Origin of the sequence: Nonomuraea sp. NPDC003709, from assembly GCF_040610775.1 — a bacterium.
Classification (GTDB): Bacteria; Actinomycetota; Actinomycetes; order Streptosporangiales; family Streptosporangiaceae; genus Nonomuraea; species Nonomuraea angiospora_A.
In genome coordinates this window covers 52,891-73,991 of sequence record NZ_JBEXMW010000026.1, presented here as the reverse complement: position 1 = coordinate 73,991, position 21,101 = coordinate 52,891, and the positions used below count along the sequence as shown (strand labels likewise).

At 69.4% G+C, this 21,101-nt stretch carries 20 protein-coding genes; 12 read left to right on the top strand and 8 right to left on the bottom strand.

Annotation, left to right across the window (positions count from 1 at the left end):
• Window positions 1–20 precede the first annotated feature (20 nt).
• Genes ABZX61_RS52180 through ABZX61_RS52165 form a run of 4 tightly spaced genes read left to right on the top strand, consistent with a single transcriptional unit; the run spans window position 21 to window position 3,806 of the window.
• Window positions 21–1,145, top strand: coding sequence for a spermidine/putrescine ABC transporter substrate-binding protein (locus ABZX61_RS52180; RefSeq protein WP_355207134.1), 1,125 nt, complete (start codon window positions 21–23; stop codon window positions 1,143–1,145).
• Window positions 1,146–1,149: 4 nt separating this feature from the next.
• Window positions 1,150–1,998, top strand: coding sequence for an ABC transporter permease (locus tag ABZX61_RS52175; protein ID WP_350730233.1), 849 nt, complete (start codon window positions 1,150–1,152; stop codon window positions 1,996–1,998).
• Window positions 1,991–2,770, top strand: coding sequence for an ABC transporter permease (locus ABZX61_RS52170; RefSeq protein ID WP_355207130.1), 780 nt, complete (start codon window positions 1,991–1,993; stop codon window positions 2,768–2,770). Before ABZX61_RS52175 ends, ABZX61_RS52170 begins: the two co-directional genes overlap by 8 nt.
• The gene (locus tag ABZX61_RS52165; RefSeq protein ID WP_355207127.1) at window positions 2,757–3,806 is read left to right on the top strand and encodes an ABC transporter ATP-binding protein; all 1,050 of its coding nucleotides are present in this window, start codon (window positions 2,757–2,759) and stop codon (window positions 3,804–3,806) included. Before ABZX61_RS52170 ends, ABZX61_RS52165 begins: the two co-directional genes overlap by 14 nt.
• A gap of 2 nt (window positions 3,807–3,808) precedes the next feature.
• On the opposite strand, the gene ABZX61_RS52160 is transcribed toward ABZX61_RS52165, so the two are convergent.
• Window positions 3,809–4,414 (bottom strand): TetR family transcriptional regulator, encoded by a 606-nt coding sequence (locus ABZX61_RS52160; RefSeq protein ID WP_350730239.1) that lies wholly within the window; start codon window positions 4,412–4,414, stop codon window positions 3,809–3,811.
• Window positions 4,415–4,560: 146 nt separating this feature from the next.
• On the opposite strand from ABZX61_RS52160, the gene ABZX61_RS52155 reads away from it, so the two are divergent.
• From ABZX61_RS52155 to ABZX61_RS52130, 6 genes are all read left to right on the top strand, one after another.
• Entirely contained in the window at window positions 4,561–5,889 is a 1,329-nt protein-coding gene (locus ABZX61_RS52155) for a nucleotide disphospho-sugar-binding domain-containing protein (RefSeq protein WP_355207123.1), read from the top strand.
• A gap of 14 nt (window positions 5,890–5,903) precedes the next feature.
• A complete protein-coding gene (locus ABZX61_RS52150; protein ID WP_355207120.1) occupies window positions 5,904–7,301 on the top strand; it encodes an aminobutyraldehyde dehydrogenase in 1,398 nt (465 codons plus the stop codon).
• A gap of 252 nt (window positions 7,302–7,553) precedes the next feature.
• Window positions 7,554–10,877, top strand: coding sequence for a nitrate- and nitrite sensing domain-containing protein (locus tag ABZX61_RS52145; protein ID WP_355207117.1), 3,324 nt, complete (start codon window positions 7,554–7,556; stop codon window positions 10,875–10,877).
• Between the two features lie 5 nt (window positions 10,878–10,882).
• Window positions 10,883–11,296: a roadblock/LC7 domain-containing protein gene (locus ABZX61_RS52140; protein WP_205304681.1), complete on the top strand. Its 414-nt coding sequence runs from the start codon at window positions 10,883–10,885 to the stop codon at window positions 11,294–11,296.
• A gap of 20 nt (window positions 11,297–11,316) precedes the next feature.
• A complete protein-coding gene (locus ABZX61_RS52135) occupies window positions 11,317–11,721 on the top strand; it encodes a DUF742 domain-containing protein (RefSeq protein WP_225964010.1) in 405 nt (134 codons plus the stop codon).
• A 28-nt stretch (window positions 11,722–11,749) separates the two neighbouring features.
• On the top strand, window positions 11,750–12,280 hold the full coding sequence (locus ABZX61_RS52130; RefSeq protein WP_237101140.1) for an ATP/GTP-binding protein: 531 nt from the start codon (window positions 11,750–11,752) through the stop codon (window positions 12,278–12,280).
• A gap of 355 nt (window positions 12,281–12,635) precedes the next feature.
• On the opposite strand, the gene ABZX61_RS52125 is transcribed toward ABZX61_RS52130, so the two are convergent.
• Complete coding sequence (locus tag ABZX61_RS52125; RefSeq protein ID WP_355207112.1) at window positions 12,636–13,778, bottom strand: methyltransferase domain-containing protein; 1,143 nt, start codon at window positions 13,776–13,778, stop codon at window positions 12,636–12,638.
• Window positions 13,775–13,912, bottom strand: coding sequence for a hypothetical protein (locus tag ABZX61_RS52120; protein WP_355207110.1), 138 nt, complete (start codon window positions 13,910–13,912; stop codon window positions 13,775–13,777). Before ABZX61_RS52120 ends, ABZX61_RS52125 begins: the two co-directional genes overlap by 4 nt.
• Before the next feature lie 475 nt (window positions 13,913–14,387).
• On the opposite strand from ABZX61_RS52120, the gene ABZX61_RS52115 reads away from it, so the two are divergent.
• Window positions 14,388–14,912, top strand: coding sequence for a GNAT family N-acetyltransferase (locus ABZX61_RS52115; RefSeq protein ID WP_355207107.1), 525 nt, complete (start codon window positions 14,388–14,390; stop codon window positions 14,910–14,912).
• 254 nt (window positions 14,913–15,166) lie between these two features.
• On the opposite strand, the gene ABZX61_RS52110 is transcribed toward ABZX61_RS52115, so the two are convergent.
• The 4 genes from ABZX61_RS52110 to ABZX61_RS52095 all read right to left on the bottom strand — a co-directional run bounded on the left by ABZX61_RS52110 (window position 15,167) and on the right by ABZX61_RS52095 (window position 18,602).
• Window positions 15,167–15,949 (bottom strand): oxidoreductase, encoded by a 783-nt coding sequence (locus ABZX61_RS52110; protein WP_355207104.1) that lies wholly within the window; start codon window positions 15,947–15,949, stop codon window positions 15,167–15,169.
• A gap of 68 nt (window positions 15,950–16,017) precedes the next feature.
• A complete protein-coding gene (locus tag ABZX61_RS52105) occupies window positions 16,018–16,596 on the bottom strand; it encodes a TetR/AcrR family transcriptional regulator (protein ID WP_355207101.1) in 579 nt (192 codons plus the stop codon).
• A 39-nt stretch (window positions 16,597–16,635) separates the two neighbouring features.
• Window positions 16,636–17,346, bottom strand: a complete 711-nt coding sequence (locus ABZX61_RS52100) for an SDR family NAD(P)-dependent oxidoreductase (RefSeq protein ID WP_355207099.1) — start codon at window positions 17,344–17,346, stop codon at window positions 16,636–16,638.
• Window positions 17,343–18,602, bottom strand: coding sequence for an erythromycin esterase family protein (locus tag ABZX61_RS52095; protein ID WP_355207096.1), 1,260 nt, complete (start codon window positions 18,600–18,602; stop codon window positions 17,343–17,345). Before ABZX61_RS52095 ends, ABZX61_RS52100 begins: the two co-directional genes overlap by 4 nt.
• Window positions 18,603–18,899: 297 nt before the next feature.
• Here ABZX61_RS52095 and ABZX61_RS52090 point away from each other — a divergent pair, with 297 nt between their 5' ends.
• On the top strand, window positions 18,900–20,309 hold the full coding sequence (locus ABZX61_RS52090; RefSeq protein ID WP_355207093.1) for a glycoside hydrolase family 6 protein: 1,410 nt from the start codon (window positions 18,900–18,902) through the stop codon (window positions 20,307–20,309).
• A 43-nt stretch (window positions 20,310–20,352) separates the two neighbouring features.
• On the opposite strand, the gene ABZX61_RS52085 is transcribed toward ABZX61_RS52090, so the two are convergent.
• A complete protein-coding gene (locus ABZX61_RS52085; RefSeq protein WP_355207090.1) occupies window positions 20,353–21,081 on the bottom strand; it encodes a class I SAM-dependent methyltransferase in 729 nt (242 codons plus the stop codon).
• Window positions 21,082–21,101: the final 20 nt, after the last annotated feature.

Below are 21,101 nucleotides of genomic sequence, written 5' to 3'. Positions count from 1 at the left end.
ATCCAGAAGGAGTAGCGGCCGTGTCCCGTATCCGGTTCACCCGTCGTCTCCCGGCCGCTGTCACAGCGGCCGGCCTCGCGCTCGCCGTCGCGGCGTGCGGCGGTGAGTCGTCGACCAGCTCAGAAGGCACGACGCCGGCGGCGGCGGACCAGCTCAAGCCCAACGCGGACCTGTCGCAGCAGACGCTCCAGATCACCGTCTGGCCGGGTTACACGCCCGAGGAGCTGCCGGCGAAGGTCAAGGCGAAGCTCAAGGTCAAGGACATCAAGGTCGCCCTGCACGACACCAACGAGATCGCGATGACCAAGCTCACCGCCCCCGGTGACAGTGGCATCGACGTGGCGTTCGTGTCCGGCCAGTACGCCCAGGCGCTCAACGCGGCGGGCCTGCTGGAGCCGATCCACCCCGAGCTGATCCCCAACCTGGCCAACCTCTACCCGGAGGCCACCCAGCTCTCCTACGACAAGGGCAACAAGTACTCGGTGCCCTACACCTGGGGCACGACCGGCATCTGCTACCGCTCCGACCTGGTGAAGTCCGAGCCGACGAGTTGGAACGATCTGCTCAAGCCTCCGGCCTGGGCCGACAAGAAGGTCACCATGATGACCACCGAGCGCTGGCTCGCGCTGCCCGCGCTCAAGGCGCTCGGCTACTCGGTCAACACCGACAAGGACGACGAGATCGCCAAGGCCAAGGACCTCCTCGTCGCGCAGAAGCCCCACCTGCTCACCTACGACGACACCACGTTCGGCGACAAGCTGAAGTCCGGCGAGGCCGTCATGGTCGAGGCGTGGGACGGCTGGTGCCCGACCACGGACCCGAAGGGCAACATCAAGTTCAAGGTGCCGAAGGAGGGCAGCGACCTCTGGGTGGACACCATGGTGATCATGAAGTCCTCCAAGAACAAGGAGGCCGCGCACGCCTTGATCAACTACGTCCTCGACCCCGAGATCCACAGCTGGGCCGCCGAGAACATCAACTACAAGGTCCCGAACAAGGCCGCCATGGAGCGGGTGCAGGTCGCCAAGGGCTCGCTGCTGGACGTCAAGCCCGCCGAGCTGCTCAACGGTGAGTCGATCATCGACCTGGGCCAGGCGTCGACCAAGTTCACGCGCCTGTCGACCGAAATCACGGCGCAGCAGTAAAGCGGTGAAGTCTGAGGTCAAGGCCCGGCCGGCGTCCAAGGGACGCCGGCTGGGCGCGTTCGTTTTCCTGTCACCCGGCGTCACCTATCTGATCGTGCTGCTGCTGGTGCCGCTCGCGCTGGTGCTCAGCAACACGGTGTTCCAGCGCGGCCGCTTCGGCGGCGTCGTCTACGAGTTCACCACCGAGAACTTCGAGCGCCTGGTCGATCCGCTCTACCTCGGCGTGGTGGGCACCTCGCTGAAGATCGCGACCCTGACGACGCTGATCGCGCTGCTGATCGGCTATCCGACGGCCTACCTGATCGCCCAGCTGCCGCCGAAGTGGAAGACGGTGGCGCTGGTCGCCATCGTGCTGCCGTTCTGGACGAACTTCATCATCCGCGTGTACGCCTGGATCATCCTGCTGAGCGGCCCCGGCGTGGTCAACTCGCTGCTGGGCACGGACCTGGAGCTGCTCTACAAGCAGGGCACGATCGTCACCGGGCTGCTCTACTCGTACCTGCCGCTGATGGTGCTGCCGCTCTACTCCGCCATCGAGCGGCTCGACCCGCAGCTCAGGGAGGCCTCGGCCAACCTGGGCGCCTCGGCGTTCACCACCTTCAGGAAGGTCACGCTGCCGATGACGGTCCCGGGCGTGATGACCGGGTGCCTGTTCGTGTTCGTGCCGAGCTTCGGCAACTTCGTCATCCCCGAGATCCTCGGCGGCAGCAAGTCGATCATGGTGGGCAATCTGATCCGCGACCAGTTCCTGAAGGCCCGCGACTGGCCGTTCGGCTCGACGCTCGCGCTGGCGCTCATCGCGGTGCTGATCGTGCTGCTCATCGTGCAGGCCAGGGTGGCGCGCCGTGCGTAGGTCAAAGCTCCTGTACGTCCCGTTCTGGGCCACGTACGTCTTCCTGTACCTGCCGATCGTCGTGCTCGTCGTCATGTCGTTCAACTCCGGCAAGTCGGCGTACACGTACGAGGGCTTCAGCCTCAAGTGGTACGGCGAGCTGGTCAACGACAAGCTGGTCAGGGACGGCCTGGTCAACACGCTGATCGTGGCCACCGGCTCCACGGTGATCGCCACCGTGCTCGGCACGCTGCTGGCCGTCGGGCTGGCCCGGCACACCAGGTCCAAGACGCTGGACGCCATCGCGCTCATGCCGGCGGTCCTGCCCGACCTGGTGATCGCGATCGGCCTGCTGCTGTTCTACGGCCTGATCCAGCTCACGCTCGGCCTGTACTCGGTGATCCTCGCCCACGGCCTGTTCGCGATGGCGTTCGTGGCCGCGGTGGTGCGCACCAGGCTGACCAACTCCGACACCTCGCTGGAGGAGGCCTCGCGGGATCTGGGCGCGGGGCCGGTCACGACGTTCTTGAAGATCACGCTTCCGCAGCTGACGCCGGGCATCGTCGCCGGCGCGCTGCTGGCGTTCACGCTGTCGCTGGACGAGTTCGTGATCGCGTTCTTCACGATCGGCAACAGCGACCAGACGCTGCCGATCGTGATCTATTCGATGATCCGTTTCGGGGTCACCCCGAAGATCAACGCGCTGGCCGCGATCCTGCTCCTCGTGAGCTTCACGGCGGTGATCGCCGGGCAGCGCATGACGAAGATCGGGGAGAGACGTGCTCAGGATTGACGGGATCACCCGCAGGTTCGGGGAGGTCACGGCGCTCGACGAGGTGTCGCTGGAGATCGGCCAGGGCGAGTTCTTCGCCCTGCTCGGCCCTTCGGGCTGCGGCAAGACCACGCTGCTGCGCATCATCGCCGGGTTCGAGACGCCCGACCGGGGCACGGTGACGCTGGACGGCGAGGACCTGCTGTCCAGGCAGCCGAACCGGCGGCCGATCAGCCTCATGTTCCAGTCGTACGCGCTGTTCCCCCACATGACCGTGGCCAAGAACGTGGCCTACGGCCTGGAGCGCGAGCGGCTGCCCCGCCACGAGGTGAAGCAGCGCGTCGGCGAGGTGCTGGAGACCGTCGGGCTGTCGGCGCACGCGGACCGCAAGCCCGCCCAGCTCTCCGGCGGCCAGCGGCAGCGGGTCGCTCTGGCGCGTTCCATCGTCAAGCGGCCCCGCCTGCTGCTGCTCGACGAGCCGCTGTCGGCCCTGGACAAGAAGGTCCGCGCCGACATGCAGCTGGAGCTCAAGCGGCTGCAGCACGAGGTGGGCATCACGTTCGTGGTGGTCACGCACGACCAGGAGGAGGCCATGTCGCTGGCCGACCGCATCGCGGTCTTCGACAGCGGCAAGGTGCGGCAGGTGGACGAGCCGATCGCGCTCTACGAGCGGCCCCGCACGGCGTTCGTGGCCGACTTCGTCGGCGCCAACAACCTCTTCCACGGCACGGCCGGCGGCCTCGACGGCATCAAGACCGAGGACTTCGGCATGCTGGCCGGCGCCCCGCTCGAAGAGCTGGAGGCGGGCGCCAAGGCGCTGCTGGCGATCCGGCCGGAGAAGGTCGAGCTGGCCGGCGAGAGCGCCACCCGCGGCCTCAAGGGCAGCGTCCTGGACGTCAGCTTCTACGGAGGCGTGTCGCACATCTCCGTGGATGTGCCGGGCCACGTCAAGCCGGTGCTGGTCGCCGTGCAGGGCGCGAGCACGGTGAAGGCGGGCGCGAAGGTCAAGGTGCGCTGGAAGGCCGAGGACGCGGTCATCATGGCGGTCGACCGGTGAGCTCAGCGGGCCAGGTCGTTGCCCGTGGCAGCGCGGGCGTACGAGAGGATCAGCTCGGCCGCCTCGGCCGGGCCGATCACCGGGTGCCTGGCCGTGATGCGGTAGCCGTACGCGTCCTCCAGCGCCACCAGGTTGCGGGCGATCGTCAGCGAGTCGGCGCTCAGCCTGAACACCCCCAGCGCGGCGCCGGTGTCCAGGACCGCCTGGTACATCGAGACCTGGCGGTCGTAGAGGGAGGTGAGCAGCACGCCGTAGACCCGGTTGCGGCCCGCGGCCCCGCCCAGCTCGTTGAGCAGGCGGACATCGGGGTCGAGCGACCCGGTCGGCAGCCCGGACTTGATCGTGAGCACCAGCTTCTCGACCGGGTCGGTGAGGGTGTTGAGCTGCCGCACGCGCTGCTCGTAGAAACGTTCCATGCCCGCGTGCTGCGCCTCGACCAGCAGCTCGCTGAGGTCGGGATAGTGGTAGAGCACCGCGCCGGAGGTCAGACCGGCCTCCTCGGCGACGTGCGAGAGCTGTACGCCGTCGATGCCGTGACGGATGATGGCTTTGCGCGCGGCCTCGATCAAGTCGATGCGCCGGTCACTACGGCTCTTACGCTGAGCCACCCCCACCGCCTTCACTCGTTTGGCTGCTGTTCAGTTAGCCGTGACCATAGTGCCCGTTACTTGACCTTCACGCTAGATCAGTTCTTGAATTCCTCTTCAAATTGATGAGTTTCCCCGGAGTCTCGATGTCTCTCACCATCCTGTTCATGCCTGAAAGCGCCTACGGGCCGACCAACAACTCGATCGGCATCGGCGACATCCTCCGCCGCCGCGGCCACCGCGTCGTCTTCGCCGCGGAGGCGTCGTGGAAGGGCAAGCTCGAAGCGCTCGGCTTCGAGGAGGACCTCGTCGACCTCGCCCCGCCGCCCGAGGACGCCGCGGAGGAGCAGGACCCGGGGCAGTTCTGGAAGGACTTCATCCGCGAGACCGCCCCCGAATACCGCAAGAGCACTCTGGAGCAGCTCGACACCGTCACCAAGCCGATCTGGGACTCGCTGATCGACGGCGTGAAGTACTGCGAGCCGCAGCTCAAGGCGATCATCGAGCGCGTCAATCCCGACGTGATCGTCGAGGACAACGTGATCACGTTCCCGGCGCTGCTCACCGCGGGCAAGAAGTTCGTCCGCATCGTCTCCTGCAACCCGCTGGAGGTGCGCGGCGAGAACATCGCGCCGGTCTTCTCCGGCCTGCCGGCCGACGACCGCTCGGAGTGGGCGGCCTTCCGCGCCGAGTACGACCGCACCCACCGTGAGCTGTGGACCGCCTTCAACGAGTGGTGCGTCGAGCAGGGCACCGAGCCGCTGCCCGACCTCGACTTCATCCACGAGGGCGACCTGAACCTCTACGTCTACCCCGAGATCCTCGACTACGCCGACGCCCGCCCGCTCGGCGACTCCTGGCACCGCCTCGACTCCTCGGTGCGAGAGACGGACGAGGCGTTCACGCTGCCCTTCGAGCGCAGGAGCTCGCGACGAGAGAGCGACGGAGGAGCCAACGAGGAGCGAAGCGGGCGCGACCATGAGCTCGAGCGCCGCGACGAGGGCTCGCTGGTCTACTTCTCGCTCGGCTCGCTGGGCTCCTCCGACGTGGAGCTGATGCAGCGCGTCATCGACGTGCTGGCCACCACGCCGCACCAGTACATCGTCTCCAAGGGCCCGCTGCACGAGGAGATCAAGCTCGCCGACAACATGTGGGGCGCGGAGTTCCTCCCGCAGACCAAGATCATCCCACTGTGTGACCTGGTCATCACGCACGGCGGCAACAACACGACCACGGAGGCGCTGCACTTCGGCAAGCCGATGATCCTGCTGCCGCTCTTCTGGGACCAGTACGACAACGCCCAGCGGGCCGACGAGCTGGGCTATGGTGTCAGGCTCTCCACCTACACCTTCACCGACGAAGAACTGAAGGGCGCGGTCGAGCGGCTGCTCGGGGACACCGAGCTGCGTGCCCGGCTCGCCGCCGCGGGCGAGGAGATCAGGGGTCGCGACGGCCTGCGCAGGGCCGCCGACCTGATCGAGCAGCTCGGCCAGTGAGGACATGAATTTCCATGCGTGAACTGATCAACCCCGCCACCGGGCTGCCGTGCGCCGAGATTCCCGACACGCCGGTGGAGGGCGTCGCGGCCGCCGTCGACCGGGCCCGCGCGGCCTTCGAGGAGTGGTCCCAGACCACCCCGGCCGACCGGGCGCGGCTGCTGCTGCGGGTGGCCGACCTGGTGGAGGCCGACGCCGAGGAGCTGACCAGGCTCGAGGTGGAGGAGACGGGCAAGCCCGCGTCGGTGTTCCGGGACGGCGAGCTGCCGTTCGCCGCCGACAACCTGCGTTTCTTCGCCGGGGCCGCCCGTTCCCTCGAAGGCTCGGGCGCCGGTGTCTTCAGCCCCGGCTACACCTCGGTCCTGCTGCGCCGCCCCGTCGGGGTGGTGGGGTCGATCTCGCCGTGGAACTTCCCGTTCGTCATGGCCGTCTGGAAGGTCGGGCCGGCGGTGGCCGCGGGCAACGCCGTGGTGATCAAGCCGGCCCCTCAGACGCCGCGTACGACGTTGCGGCTGGCCGAACTGTTCGCCAAGGCGGGCGCGCCCGACGGGCTCGTCCAGGCGATCACCGGGGACGCCGAGGCCGGGCAGGCGCTGGTCACCCACCCGGGCGTGGACATGGTCAGCGTCACCGGCTCCACGGAGACGGGCCGGGCGGTCATGACCGGGGCCGCGGCCACGCTCAAGCGGGTGCACCTCGAGCTCGGTGGCAAGGCGCCCGCGCTGGTCTTCGAGGACGCCGACCTCGCGGAGATGGCCCGCGGGGTGGCGATGGGGGCGACGTACAACACCGGGCAGGACTGCACGGCCGCCACCCGCGTCTACGTCGCCCGCGAGGTGTACGCGGACGCGATCGAGGCACTGCGGGCAACTCTTGCCAAAATAACCGTCGGCGACCCCTGGGACCCGGCCACGGACATCGGCCCGCTGATCTCGGCCGCGCACCGGGACCGGGTGCACGGGTTCGTCTCCAGGGCCGGCGGGCGCGTGCTCCACGGAGGCGCCCCGATCGAAGGCCCCGGATTCTTCTACCCGCCCACGCTCGTGACCGACGTCGCCCAGGACAGCGAGATCGTCCAAGGTGAACTTTTCGGACCCGTGCTCGTGGCGCTACCGTTCGACGGCGAGGACGAGGCGGTCAGACTGGCCAACGACACGCGGTACGGTCTGGCCTCGTCGGTGTGGTCGCGCGACGTCTCCAGGGCCATGCGCGTCTCACACCGGCTCGATGTGGGCGTGACCTGGGTGAACGACCACCTGCCCATCGCCAGCGAGGCGCCGCACGGCGGGGTGAAGGGCAGCGGGTTCGGCAAGGACATGAGCCAGGAGGCGGTGCAGGAGTATTCGGTGACGCGGCACCTGATGGTGAAGCACGCGGCGCCGGTCGAGCGGGATTCGTTCCGGCCCGCCTGAAGACGTGTACGGCGATATGTTGCCCAAAGTGACCCTTTGGGCACGTGTGATGGGATATGTTCGGTTGGCCGATCTGGTACGGGTTGTGTTCCAATTACCCAGCCGGAACGAATCCCATGCGCCACACGCGTGTCTGATTTCTTTCGAGCACGTACCGGCGAGAGGTTGCGAGAGTCAGTGAGGACGAAAGACCCCAGGCACACGAGGTCAGGGGAGTACACAGGCGGACGTTTCCGGCTGGGGAACTGGCGTGTGCGCTCCAGGCTGGTCGCGCTGATCCTCATCCCCACGGTGGTGGGCGTGCTGCTCGCCGGCGTGCAGCTGGCCAACGCCATCGGCACCAACGCCGAGTACCGCCGGCTCACCCAGGTCGCCGAGCTGGTCCAGCGCATCGGTGCGCTCAACCACGAGCTCGGCAAAGAGCGAACGCTCACCGCGTGGTACGTCTCCGACCGCAGTAGAGGCCAGCGCCTCGTCCAGCTCAAGACGCAGCGGCAGGCGACGGACACGGCCAAGAAGCAGGTGCTGAGCGCGGCCAACGCCATCGACGCCGCGCACTCCGCGCGTGTCATCGAGGGCGTCGACAACATGCGCCGGTGGCTCGCCGGTCTCGACAGCCTCCGCGAGTCCATGGTCTCGAACGTGCCGCCGCGTGCCGCCATCAGCACGTACACCACCATGATCGGCGTCTTCTCCGCGATCGAGGGCGACCTGGGTTCCGGCGTCAACGACGACACCCTCCAGGGTGACGTGGCCGCGCTCGGCTCGCTGCAGCGGGTCAAGGAGGAGATCTCGCGCCAGCAGATCATCCTGATCGTGGCGCTCGTCCAGCGGAAGCTGGACAACGACGACCTGTCGGACTTCCTGGGCTCCTGGAACAAGCAGCAGGCCGAGCTGGCCGCCTTCGAGCAGGAGGCCGACTCCAAGGACCTGGAGGCGTACCAGAAGGGCGTCAAGGGCCTGCAGATCGACCTCGCCGACGCCATGCGCCAGCGCGCGCTCGCCCAGATGCGCGAGTACAACGAGATCCGGGACCTCGACGTCACCACCCGCCGCGACCTCGGCAACTGGTACGAATCGACCACGCTGTCCGGCAACGCCATGCGCAAGGTCGAGGACGGCCTGGCCACCAGGATCGTGGCCAGGACCCGGGAGCTGAGCGACACCGAGCAGCGCAACGCGATCATCTCCGGTGCGGTGATCCTGGTCCTGCTGCTCCTCGTCCTGGTCTTCACCACCCGCGTGGCCGGTTCGCTGGTCCGCCCGCTGCGCCGGCTGCGTGCCGAGGCGCTCCAGGTCGCCACGACCCGGCTGCCCGAGACCGTCCGCGTGCTGCGCGAGTCCGGCGAGGGCGCGCAGGTGCCCGAGACGCCCTCGGTCGGCATCAACACCCGTGACGAGATCGGTGAGGTCGCGCAGGCCTTCGACGAGGTCCACCGTGAGGCGATCCGGCTGGCCGGTGACGAGGCCAAACTGCGGGCGAACGTCAACGCCATGTTCGTCAACCTCTCCCGCCGCAGCCAGACGCTGGTCGAGCGGCAGCTGCAGCTCATCGAAGGTCTGGAGCAGGGCGAGGAGGACGAGCAGCGACTCGCGAACCTGTTCCGCCTCGACCACCTGGCCACCCGCATGCGCCGCAACAGCGAGAACCTCCTGGTCCTCGCCGGCCAGGAGGCCGCGCGCAAGTGGAGCGAGCCGGTGCCGCTGGTCGACATCGCCCGCGCCTCGCTGTCCGAGGTCGAGAACTACGAGCGGGTCCAGATCCAGATCCCGTCCGGCACGCTGATCGTCGGCCCGGCCGTCACCGACGCCGTCCACCTGCTCGCCGAGCTCATCGAGAACGCGATCTCGTTCTCCCCCCGCGAGAGCAAGGTCCAGGTCACCAGCACCCCCGCCGAGGGCGGCGTGCTCGTGTCGATCAACGACCTGGGCATCGGGATGAACCAGGAGGAGCTCTCCGAGGCCAACTGGCGCCTAGCGAACCCGCCCGTCGTGGACGTGTCGGTGTCGCGGCGCATGGGCCTGTTCGTGGTCGGCCGCCTGGCCCTGCGCCACGGCGTCCGCGTGCAGCTCAGCCCCCGGGAGACGGGCGGCCTGAGCGCGCTGGTCTTCATGCCGGACATGCTGATCAGCAACGGCCTGGGCGGGCCGCAGCAGGGCGGGCAGTACGAGGCGTTCACGGACTTCGACCCGAGCATGTTCGCGGAGCCGTCGCGGAACGGGTCCGCCTCCTACGGCGCGGCGCCCTCCGGCGACGGTTCCGAGCACGTGGTGGACACGCAGTGGCCGGGGTCGCTGCCGGTGCCGGGGAGCGGCAACTGGGCTCCCTTCGGCGGTGACCAGCAGGCGCCGTTCAACGAGCAGCCCGCCGCGTTCAACGACCGGCCCGCCGCGGATCGCCCGTTCGGTGAGCAGCCCTTCGGGGACCAGCCGTTCAGTGAGCCGCAGCCCTTCGGGGAGCAGTCGTTCGGTGAGCAGCCTTTTGGGGAGCGGCAGGCGCCCTACGCCGAGCAGCCGCAGAGCTCGCAGAACGGCGACCAGCCGCGCTGGCCGTCCTTCGCCGAGGAGCCCCCTGCGCCCGCGCAGCAGCCGTTCGGGGAGCAGCCGTTCGGGGAGCCGCGCTGGCCGTCGTTCGCCGAGGAGACGCCGCCTCCCGCGCCGCAGCCCAACTCGTTCGCGGAGAACCGGTGGCCGTCCTTCGCGGAGCAGCCGCCGCCCCTGCAGGAGGAGGAGCCGCGGTGGCCGTCCTTCGCCACCGAGCCGCCCAAGCAGCCGCAGGAGGAGCCGCGGTGGTCGTCGTTCGCCGACCCGACGCCGCGCAGGTCGCTGTTCGAGTCCGAGGATCGTCCGCAGCCGCAGTTCGGGGAGTCGTACCGCTCGCCGTTCGCGGATGACCTCAAGCCCGCCGACCAGTTCCAGCAGAACGGGCAGTCCAACTACGACAGGTTCGGGCCCGGCGACTACTCCTCGCAGGACATGACCGGCCCGCTCCCCGTGGTGCGCAACTCGCCCATGGAGGAGCAGGGCGACGAGTTCCTGCCGATCTTCCAGTCGGTCGGGTCCGACTGGTTCCGGCGGCCGGAGCCCGAGGTGCTGCAGCCGCACAGCGAGCCCGCTCCCTACGAGCCCGCTTCCTACGAGGCCGCTTCCTACGAGCCCGCTTCCTACGAGGCCGCTTCCTACGAGCCCGAGCCCGAGACCACGGCCGTGCATCCGGCCGTGCCCGCCGACCCGGCCCCGATCGCTCCCGCGCAGTCCCCGTCGGGGCTGCCGCGGCGCACGCCCGGCGCGTCAGGGGCGGGCGCGACGTGGTCCTCGCCCGCGGACTCCGGCTTCCAGGCCGCGCAGGCCGCCGCGCAGCCCGCGCAGGGCGGCACGACGTCCTCGGGCCTGCCCCGTCGCGTGCCCAAGGCCAACCTGGTGCCCGGTACGGCCAGCCTCGCCGAACCCCAGGCTTCGTCACCGGCACCGCAGATCTCACCCGAGCGGCTGCGCAGCCGGCTCTCCAGCTTCCAGCAGGGCGTCCGCCAGGGCCGAGCGTTCACCCGGGGCGAAGAGAATGAGGAGGACAAATGAGAGAAATGAGCCAGGGAGCGCGCGGCATCAGTTGGTTGATCACGGATTTCGTGAACAACGTGCCGGGCGTCGCCCACACGGTCGTGGTGTCGTCCGACGGTTTGCCGCTGGCCTTCTCCGAGGGTTTTCCCAAGGATCGGGCCGACCAGCTCGCCGCTGTGGCGTCCGGCGTGATCAGCCTGACCCAGGGCGCCGCGCGGGTCTTCGAGGGCGGTATGGTGTCCCAGACCGTTATCGAGATGCAGCGTGGGCTCTTGATGATCATGTCCATCAGTGATGGGTCCTGTTTGGCGGTCCTGGCTGCTCCCGACTGTGACATGGGCCTGGTGGCTTACCAGATGACCCTGCTGGTCGAGCGAGCGGGTCAGGTGCTGACGCCGGCCGTACGCGCCGAGCTGCAAGCGGCCCGCCCCCGTTAGTGGGGCGGTGACAGGAGATCATGGTGTCAGGTCAGGGTTGGGCTGGTGATAGCACTCCGCCGCATCCGGCGGCTCCCCGTCCGCAGAAGCAGAGCTCCCTGGTACGGCCCTATGCCGTGACCGGGGGGCGCACCGCTCCGCGGATGAAGTTCGCCATGGAGGCATTGGTGTCCTCCGTGACGTCGGAATACCAAGACATTTCCCTACTTAGTCCGGAGTATCAGGCGATTATTCAACTGACCCGGAACGTCCGGTCGGTTGCCGAGATCTCCGCCCTTTTACGCCAGCCCCTTGGCGTGGTCCGGGTGCTGATCGCCGACATGGCGTCCGAGGGCCTGATCCGCGTGCACCAGCCTGCGCTGGACGCCGGAAAGCCGGACCTCAACTTGCTCGAAAGGGTGCTCAGTGGACTTCGCAGGCTCTAGCCCCGGCCTAACCTCGACGAAGATCGTCGTGGCCGGGGGCTTCGGCGTGGGGAAGACGACGTTCGTGGGTGCGGTATCGGAGATCCTGCCGCTCACCACCGAAGCGGTCATGACGGACGCCTCCGCGCACGTGGACGACGTCTCCCTCACACCGAACAAGACCACCACGACCGTGGCCATGGACTTCGGCCGGGTCTCGCTCGATCGCGACTTGATCCTTTACCTGTTCGGCACGCCCGGACAGCACCGCTTCTGGTTCATGTGGGACGACCTGGTACGCGGTGCGATCGGCGCGGTCGTCCTCGTGGACACGCGCCGCCTGGCGGACAGCTTCCCCGCGATCGACTATTTCGAAGAGGCGAAGCTGCCGTTCGTGATCGGCATCAACGGCTGGGACGGCCAGTTCGCGCACGCGGAGGACGAACTCCGCGAGGCCCTGTCGATCGGCGGCCACATCCCGATCGTGCGCCTGGACGCCAGGCAGCGGGAGTCGGTGAAATCCACCTTGATCACCCTGGTGGAACACGCCTTGACCCGCCACATGCACACCCCGGTGTAGGCGGACCGCGGCCCGTCCGGGTTCAACCTGCTGGACCCCGCCCCGAGGCCAAAGGCCTTCGCAATGGGGCGCTTCGCGCCGAAGGCGCTCAGACGTTCTTGTCTGGGCGCCTTCGGCGCACCCCACGCCTCCGGCGACTGGTCGGCCCACCCCTTGACCTACGAGGCGGTGGGCCGACTTCTGCCCACCCTGCCAACCGGATCAGGCAGGCTTCGTCGGGCGATCGCGGTTGAAAGCCCGGCGGAACCCGGTTGGCGGTCGTCGGCGGTTCCGTGACGACGGCGCGTCCGCCCGGGGCAGGATCTCCCTGGTTGAGGTCCTGACACCTGGCCAGAGGCGGCCGCTCTCCGCCTGCTCAGGCCCCGGCGCGGCCCAGCGTACGCTCCGGAGTGTCCAGCCAGATCCGTTGGCCCTCCCGCGTGATGGTCATGCCGAACCGCTCCCGGTCCGGCTCGCCCCAGGACACCCACTGCGCGTACGCGTCGGTGATCTCATCCCACAGGGACCGATCGCCGAGCTGGTATGCGAGGTGATCGCCGTCCGGGTCGTGAACCGCCGCCGCCCAGTGGGCCGGGTCGGCCGGGTCGACCACGTACAGCACGAAACGGTCCCCCTCGTCCACCTCGCGGATATGCAGGCCGGTGAGAGCCGACATGGCCAGCCCTGCTCCCGCCGGCGCGTGCGCGATCGTGCGCGGGTCTACCTGGGTCGTGGACCGTCGGCCGCTGCCGTCGTCGTCGGAGACAGGGGATCCGTCCTGCGAGCGCATCATCATGTACGACGTGTAGCCGGGGAACCGGCCGGCGGCGACCCCGTCCGGCATGACCACGAGCCGCACGGAGAGGTCGACGTCGAAGCCTGGCGAGAACGGCGCCACGATCACGCCGCCCGGCCGAGTCTGCTCGACCCATGCATACGGCACCGTGTGGACGGCGCAGGTGACGTGGACCCGGTCGTACGGTGCTCCCTCGGCCCACCCGTCCGCCCCGTCACCGACGATCAGGCGCGGGTGCACGCCGGCCGCGGCCAGCGTCTTTCCCGCTTGCTCGGCGACGGCCTGGTCGACCTCGATCGAGGTCACGTTGCCGTGCTCCCCGACCAGGTGCGACAGCAGCGCGGCGGTCCAGCCCGTCCCCGTGCCGATCTCCAGCACCCGATCGCCCGGCTTCGGATCGAGCAGGGTGAGCAGATCGACGACGGTCCCCGGGGCGGAGTTAGAGGAGGTGTAGCGCCCGTCCACCTCGCGGATGTCGGTTGCGCCGGCATCGAGTTGAGTCACGATGGCGTCCGGTCCGTACACCATGGCCCACCAGGTGTCCGGGTCGGCGTGCCGGTCGATGAGGCGGGGGCCGCCTCCGGTGAGAACGACCCCGGTGGGGGGCACGAACCGATGCCGGGGCACGGCCCGCAGCGCCTTGTCGATGGCGCCGCTGACCCGGCGGCGCTCGCTGATGGCGTCGATCAGGCCGTCAACGCGGGCGCCCAGGTCGAGGGTCACTTACCGTCCTTCTTGTCCCCGTCCCCGCTGCCGCGTTTACCCGTGCTGCCGTCTCCGTCGACCTGGCTCCTCTTCTTCTCCTTTGGGGGAGTGAACGGCTTCAGGCTGGGCTCCTCGCCCTTGTGCTTTCCCATGCCGGTCTCCTACGTCTAGACGAGTTGCTTATCGTGATCGTATGACTACGATCCGGAGTGGACAAGAGGTAGTGCCGGTTCCGGTCTTCGCCGACAGGCGAATGTCACCCCTCGCTCTGACACGTCCAGGCGTGGCGTATGCAGAGGCCGCGCCCCGGGGCGACAACCGGGAAGCGGGGCCCGTCGTCGGCTGTTCGGCAGGGTCATCAGCAGCCCTCGAAACCCGTGACAAGCCTCGTTGATCACGAACTGTCGTGCTTGTTCGTCAGCGGCGTCGGATGTCCGGGTTGGTCGTCACCGGGTTCCACGTACGCGGACTTAAGAGTCCAGGCGGTCGGTCATCGGAAAGTCTGCTCGATGGCCAGGTACTCTCTCGATCTTGCAGGCGTGCCCCGATCCGCTCCACTCCGCTGAGCGAGCGCCATGCCGCAAGTCGATCGGTTGACCAGATGATCCATTGTGAATGGAGAGGCTCTTGCTGACCGGCGATCTCATACGGCTACGCCCCCTTGAACCCTCCGACGCCGAGCCGATGTGGCGTTGGAACAATGACCCCGAGGTCGGGCGCTGGATGTTCGGCAGCTATCCCGAGTCGCTCGCACAGATCACCAGACGCTTCGAGGACCTGCCCCGCAACTCCTATGCCAGCGCCTTCTTCGGCGTCGAGTCGCTCAACGAAAAGCGGTTGATCGGCTCAGTACGGCTCCGCGATGCCGAACCCGAGACCGGCGCCGCCGAACTCGACCTTCGGATCGGGGACAAGGAATATTGGGGTCGCGGCTATGCCACCGACACCGTGAGAGTGATCTGCCGATACGGCTTCGCCGAGATGCGACTCCACAGAATCCGGCTCTCGGTGGTCGCGGAGAACGCCGCCGCCCTCCGCGTCTATGAAAAGGTCGGCTTCGTCGTGGAGGGCCGTGAACGAGAAGCCTTCCGCCGGGACGGCGCGTGGCATGACATGGTCCTGATGGGCCTTTTGGAGGGTGAGCTACGGTGACCGGGCACCCGGATCCCAGTGGGCGCCGGCCCGTCTACTCAGGCGACCTCATCAATATTGCGAGCGGCCTGACCGTCCCCAGGAGGAGGCATCCTATTAGTGGGGCCGATCGCAGGCCGGTCCAGCATGCGGTGCGCCCCAAGACGACAACGGCTCGCGTGGGACGCGGGTCCGCCCACGGCCCACGTCGTTCGGGCCTACGGTAACGGGAGCCCGCCGGGTCAACACCGTGCCGCCCAAGGAGGCCCTGGGCGTCAGAGGGTTTTCACGGTGCCGCCGTCGATGATGTGGTCCGCGCCCGTGATGTTGCCCGCCACCTCCGACAGCAGGAACGCGATCAGCGCCGCCACCTCCCGCGGCTCGGTGATGCGGCCCGTGGTGATGCCGAACGCCGCCGGGATCCCCTCCAGGAACGCGCCGTGGTCCGCGCCCGCCAGGGCGGCCATCTTGCCGCCGAAGCCGTCCGGGTCGTCCCAGAGTGCGGTACGGACGACGCCGGGCGAGACGGTGTTGACGCGGACGCCCCGCGGTCCGAACTCCTCGGCGAGGGACTTGCCGAGCGCGGTCAGGGCGGCCTTGGCGGCGCTGTAGGCGACGGGGCCGGCGGCCGGGAGCCGGGAGTTGATGGACGAGACGTTCACCACCGAGCCGCGCCGCTCGATCAGGCTGGGCAGGGCGGCCCTGGTGACGCGGACGGCGCTGAGCAGGTTGACGTCGAAGATGGCGGCCCACTCCGCGTCGCCGGTGTCGAGGAAGCCGACCGGCTCCACGGCGTCCCCGCCGCCCACGTTGTTGACCAGCAGGTCGATGCCGCCGAGCTCGGCGAGGGCGGTGTCGACGAGGGTGGAGACCCCACCGGGGGTGCTCAGGTCGGCCGGCACCGCTATGGCGCCCGACTTCTCCAGTTCGGGCGTGATGGTGCGGGCGGCGCCGACCACGCGTACCCCCTCGTCGATCAGGGTCCGCACGGTGGCCAGGCCGATGCCCCGGCTGGCGCCGGTGACGACGGCGGTCTTGGAGTCGAGTCCGAGCTTCATGATCTCTCCGATTTTCTTGAACTCAAGGTACAAAATGAGGGTGCGATAGATCCCGGTACGGGGTGGGGTCAGAGGGAGTCGACGACTGCGTCGACCACTCTGGTGAGGCGGTCCGGGCCGTCGGCGACGCGCGCCAGCAGGCGCATGCCGACGACGGTGTTCAGCAGCAGGCTCCCGACCGCCCGGGCGTCCCGGTCGGCGGCGATCTCGCCCGTACGCCGGCCCTCCTCGACCAGCGCGCGGAAGGCGTCCTCGGTGCGGTCGAACATCCGCTGGACGAGCCGGGCCGCGCTCTCGTCCGCCTGGCCGAGCTCGGCCGCGGTGTTCACGGCCATGCAGCCGCGCCGGTCGGGGTCGGCCAGGTCCATCTCGGACAGGAGGCGCAGTGCCCTGCGCAACCTGTCCTTGACGGGGCCCGGCTCCTCCAGCATCTCGATCAGCGCCGCCGCCTGGCTGTCGCGGTAGCGGCTCAGCGCCGCCTCGAACAGCGCGTGCTTGCTGCCGAAGGTGTTGTAGAGGCTGCCCTTGCCGATGCCGAGCGCGTCCACCAGGTCCTGCGGCGTGGTGGCCGCGTAGCCCTTGCGCCAGAACACGTCCATGGCGTGCCCGACGGCCACGTCCGGATCGAACTGCTTCGGCCTCCCCATGGCAACGACGCTAACAGTTTCTGGACCTGGAGGTCAAAATCACCCGGCGGCCGGCATCTCCGGGGGTGCTCCGGTCGCCAGCCAGTGGGCGCGCCGCGTGATCGCGGCCGGCCAGCCGTCCGGCACCACGGTGAAGGCGCCCGCCCGCACCGCCGCGAGGGCCTGGTCCGCGATGTCCGCGGGGTCCTCGCCGTCGGGCGACATGCCGGTGCGCACCAGGGCCGGGCACAGCATCGTCACGCCGACCGGCGTGCCGGCCAGCGACAGCGCCGCCTGTTCGGCGAGGGCGACGACGGCGTGCTTGGAGGCCGCGTACGCGCCACCGGCCGGGAACGTGACGAGCCCCGCCAGCGAAGCCGTGATCAGGATGTGCGCCGGCCGGCCGGACGCGAGCAGCCGCGGGACGAACGCGCGCAGTCCGTTGACCACGCCGCCCACGTTCACCGCGAACACCCGGTCCCAGTCCTGCGGGCTCACCTCCCACGGCGCGCCCAGGTCCCGGCCGACGATGCCCGCGTTCAGGCAGACCAGATCGACGTCCGGGGCGGCGGCGGCCAGCGCCTCCATCTGCGCGGCGTCGGAGACGTCGGTCCGGACGGCCTCGGCCCCCAGCTCGGCCGCGGCTTCGCCGAGCGCCGTCTCGTCGACGTCGGCGAGCACGACCCGTGCCCCGTCCGAGCGGAGCCGGGCGGCCACCGCCCTGCCGATCCCGCCGGCGGCGCCGGTGACGACGGCGTTGGTGATGTTCATGAAGATGCTCCAAACATGGTCGACGAGTCCGCCGTCGCGGTGGGAGCGCACACGACCGCGTCGAAGGCCTGGTGCAGCGGCGTGTCCACGGTCGCGCTCTGCGACCGGATGCGGTCCAGTGGCGGCCCCGTACGCAGGTCGGTCAGGGTGACGGCCCCGCCGAGCCCGGCGTCGACGAGGGCCCCTTCCACGCTCCCGGGAGCCGGGGCCTCGAGGCTGACGACGTCGAGCGTGAACCCGACAGGGGAGCCCTCGGCGGGGACGATCATCTCCGGCACCTGGCCGGCGGTGTGGGTCAGCGCCACGGCGCGGTAGCGCGGGCCGAGGTCGCGTGCCAGGTAGTGGCCCATCGGCAGGCCGGCCAGGTGGCCGCCGAAGGTGACGGGGGTTTTCTGTATGTGGTTGTTGTGGGCCACCAGCACGACTCGCGCGCCGTTGCCGGCCCTCTCCAGATGCCACTGCACGGCCGCGGCCATGTAGTGGTCGCGAGCCGACGTGTCGCCCGGCAGGCCCGCGCCGGAGAACAGGTCGTTCATCGCCCGGAGCATGTAGTCGGTGTGGCAGGCGGCATCCAGGTGGCGGCGGGCCGTGTCGTAACGGTGCCGGCCGGCGCGGGAGACGTAGAGCGGTTCGAGCGCCCGCAGCCGCAGCGACAGCCGGGACAGGCTCGCCGTGAGGGAGTCCCGGAACGCCGGGTCAAGAGCGCCCCACGCGGGCGCCGACACGGCGGCCGAGCCGCCGGTGATCTCGTCGGCCGCGCGCAGGACGCCGGCCACGAAGTCGTCGAGGTCCGGGTCGACCAGCCGCAGGTATTCGGCGACCGGGTCGAGGTCCGGTCGCAGGGTGAGGGTGTTGGGCAGGTCGATCCCCACGATCCGGACAGGCTGGGACCTGCTCCGGTTGTAGTGGCGCAGCCAGAGCAGCAGCTCTCCGAACACGCCGCGGGTCAGGGGCCCGGCAAGCCGGCGGAGGTCGGCCTCGTCGCCCTCGCCGGCGAGCCAGGCGTTGACGGCGGTGGCGTCCGCGGATCCGAGCTCGAACGCCACGTCGGTGAACCCGCAGCGTTCGAGGAGGAAGCGCAGCAGCCGCGCACGGGCGAGGTTGAACTCGCGGACGAAATGGGCGCCCTCGCCGACGGCCACGACCTGGGCGTCACCGACCACGCCGCGCAGCGGCTCGAGGTCGTCGAGGACGGGGTCGGCCGGGTCGAGGGTGTTGAGGACAGTCGTGTGCCCTGACAGGGAACGGGAAGTCATGGAAATGCACTCGTTTCTCGGTGGATGCCGGAAGCCGGCGGTCAACGCGTCGAAGAACGCGGAACAGAGCGCTCGGCCGGACCCGTGCCGACGGGTCGCCGGAGGCGCTGCGATGTCCGCTCAGGGACGCGGATCAGAGAAACAAGGTGCCAGGAACCATGCGGCCGATCATAGCGGAGCCGTAGCACGTACGCTCCGTCACCGCCGGTGCCGGTGCGTACGTTCATACTTCGCCTCTTGACCTTGTCAGACGGGGTCGGTAATGATCAACCGCGACTCCCGCCGAAAGGTGCACACGTGCGATTCATCGCAGCCAAGACCGCGGCTTTAGCCGCCGTCCTGACAGCAGTTCTCGTCGTCCCCCAGCCCGCCTCAGCCGCCGCCCAGCTCATCGGGAACGGCACCTTCGACAGCTCCACCGCCCCCTGGGCCGCGATCGGCCAGACGACCGTCGCGCTCGACGCCCAGCGGCTGCGGGTGGATGTGAAGGCCGTCGTCGCCAACCCCTGGGACGCCATGGTGGCCGCCCCCACCACCGCCGCCCTGAACCCGGGCAAGAGCTACACCCTCTCCTTCGACGCCTACTCCACCGTCGCCTTCAAGGCCACCGCCACGGTGCAGTACAAGGCCACGCCCAGCGCCAACCAGTCGCTGGCCACGGGCGTGCAGCTCACCACGTCGAGCAAGCGCTACAGCATCCCGTTCACGGCCGCGAGCGCCACGGACACGGCGGCAGAGGTGACGTTCCAGCTCGGCGGGTCCGGCGGGACGCCCGTGATCCGGTTCGACAACGTGTCGCTGATGGAGACGCAGACGACGCGCCCGACCGCCCTGTTCGTGTGGAACCAGTCCAACCCGGCCAAGTGGGTCACGGCCAATCCGAACGCGAGCCAGACCGCGGCCATCTCCGCGAACATCGCCAACAAGCCGATCTTCGAGTGGTTCGGCGGCTGGTTCAGTGACATCACCCAGGCCGTGGACACCTACGTCGGCGCGGCGCAGGCCCAGGACAAGCTGCCGATGCTGGTCGCGTACAACATCCCCAACCGGGACGCGTGCGCCAACCAATCGGGCGGCGGCGCGGGCGACGCGGCCGGCTATCACGCGTGGATCACCGAGTTCGCCAAGGCCATCGGCACCAGGCACGCGATCGTCGTGCTGGAGCCCGACGCGGTCGCCGCCGCCGGGTGCGTGACCAAGATCGGCAAGAACCCCGAGGACCAGTACGCGATGCTGCTGGACGCCACGCAGGTGCTGAAGACCCAGGCCCCCAACGCGTGGGTCTACCTGGACGCGGCCAACGCCACCTGGCTCGCGCCCGACGTCATCGCGCCGCTGCTGGTCAAGTCGGGCATCGCCAACACCCGCGGCTTCTCCGTGAACGTGTCGAACTACTTCTGGACCACCGACTCCGAGACGTACGCCGTCGGGGTCAACGGTCAGCTGTCGGGCACCGTGGGCGCCAAGAAGTACGTGATCGACACCAGCCGCAACGGCAACGGTCCCTACTCGGACAGCACGCCCGAGGACAACTGGTGCAACCCGCCCGGGCGCAAGCTCGGCGCCTCGCCGGTCAGGCAGTTGAGCGGCGCCGAGTACATCTTCTGGGTCAAGGTGCCCGGTGACTCCGACGGCGTGTGCAACGCCTCCACCAAGCCGGCCGGGCAGTTCGACCCCGACCTGGCCGTGGCCCTGATCAACGGCTAGTCCCCGCCGGCCGGGCCTCTCGGCGAGAGGTCCGGCCGCTCTCTCAGACCCGCGGGAGCAGGAGGGTGACGAAGCCGAGCGCCTCCCGGTAGCCGTTGAGCCACAGCTCGCGGTGCTCCCGCGCGACGGCGAGGGCCTGGTCGCCGTCGGGGCCCGGGTTGGCGGCGGCCCATCGGGCCAGGGTGCCGGTCCACGACCATTCGTACTCGTCCCACTCGGCGAGGGTGCTCACGTGGCCGTAGACCGCGAGCCAGCCCTCGGACTCGGCGGCGGCCACCGTGCCCGCCAGGTCGGGGTACGCGCCGATGGCCTCCACGACCTCGGGAGCAGGGGTCCGCTCCCAGAAGCCCTCCCCGATCAGCGCCAGCCCGCCCGGCCGGACGAACCTGGCGACCGCGTCCATCGTGCCCTTCAACCCCTGGAACGCGTGGGTCGAGCCCACACAGAGCACCAGGTCGTACGGCTGCTCCGAGGAGAACTCGGCCGCGGACATCTCGTGCAGCCTCAGCCGGTCGGACAGGCCACGCGCGGCCGCCGCCCGCCCCGCCGAGGACACGGCCTCCGCGGAGAGGTCCACGCCGTCGGCCGTGGCCGAGGGGACGAGTTCGAGCGCGCGGAGCGACCATTCGCCCTCGCCGCATCCCAGGTCGAGGACGCGGGCCCCCTCCGGCAGCGCGGCCCGGAGCAGCAGGCGGTCGAGGTTGCCGGGCGTGATGGGAGCGGCGATCGGATGGTCACGGTGGGCGATGGAGCTGATCAGCGTTCGTTCCATGCCGTCCAGTCTCGCGACGC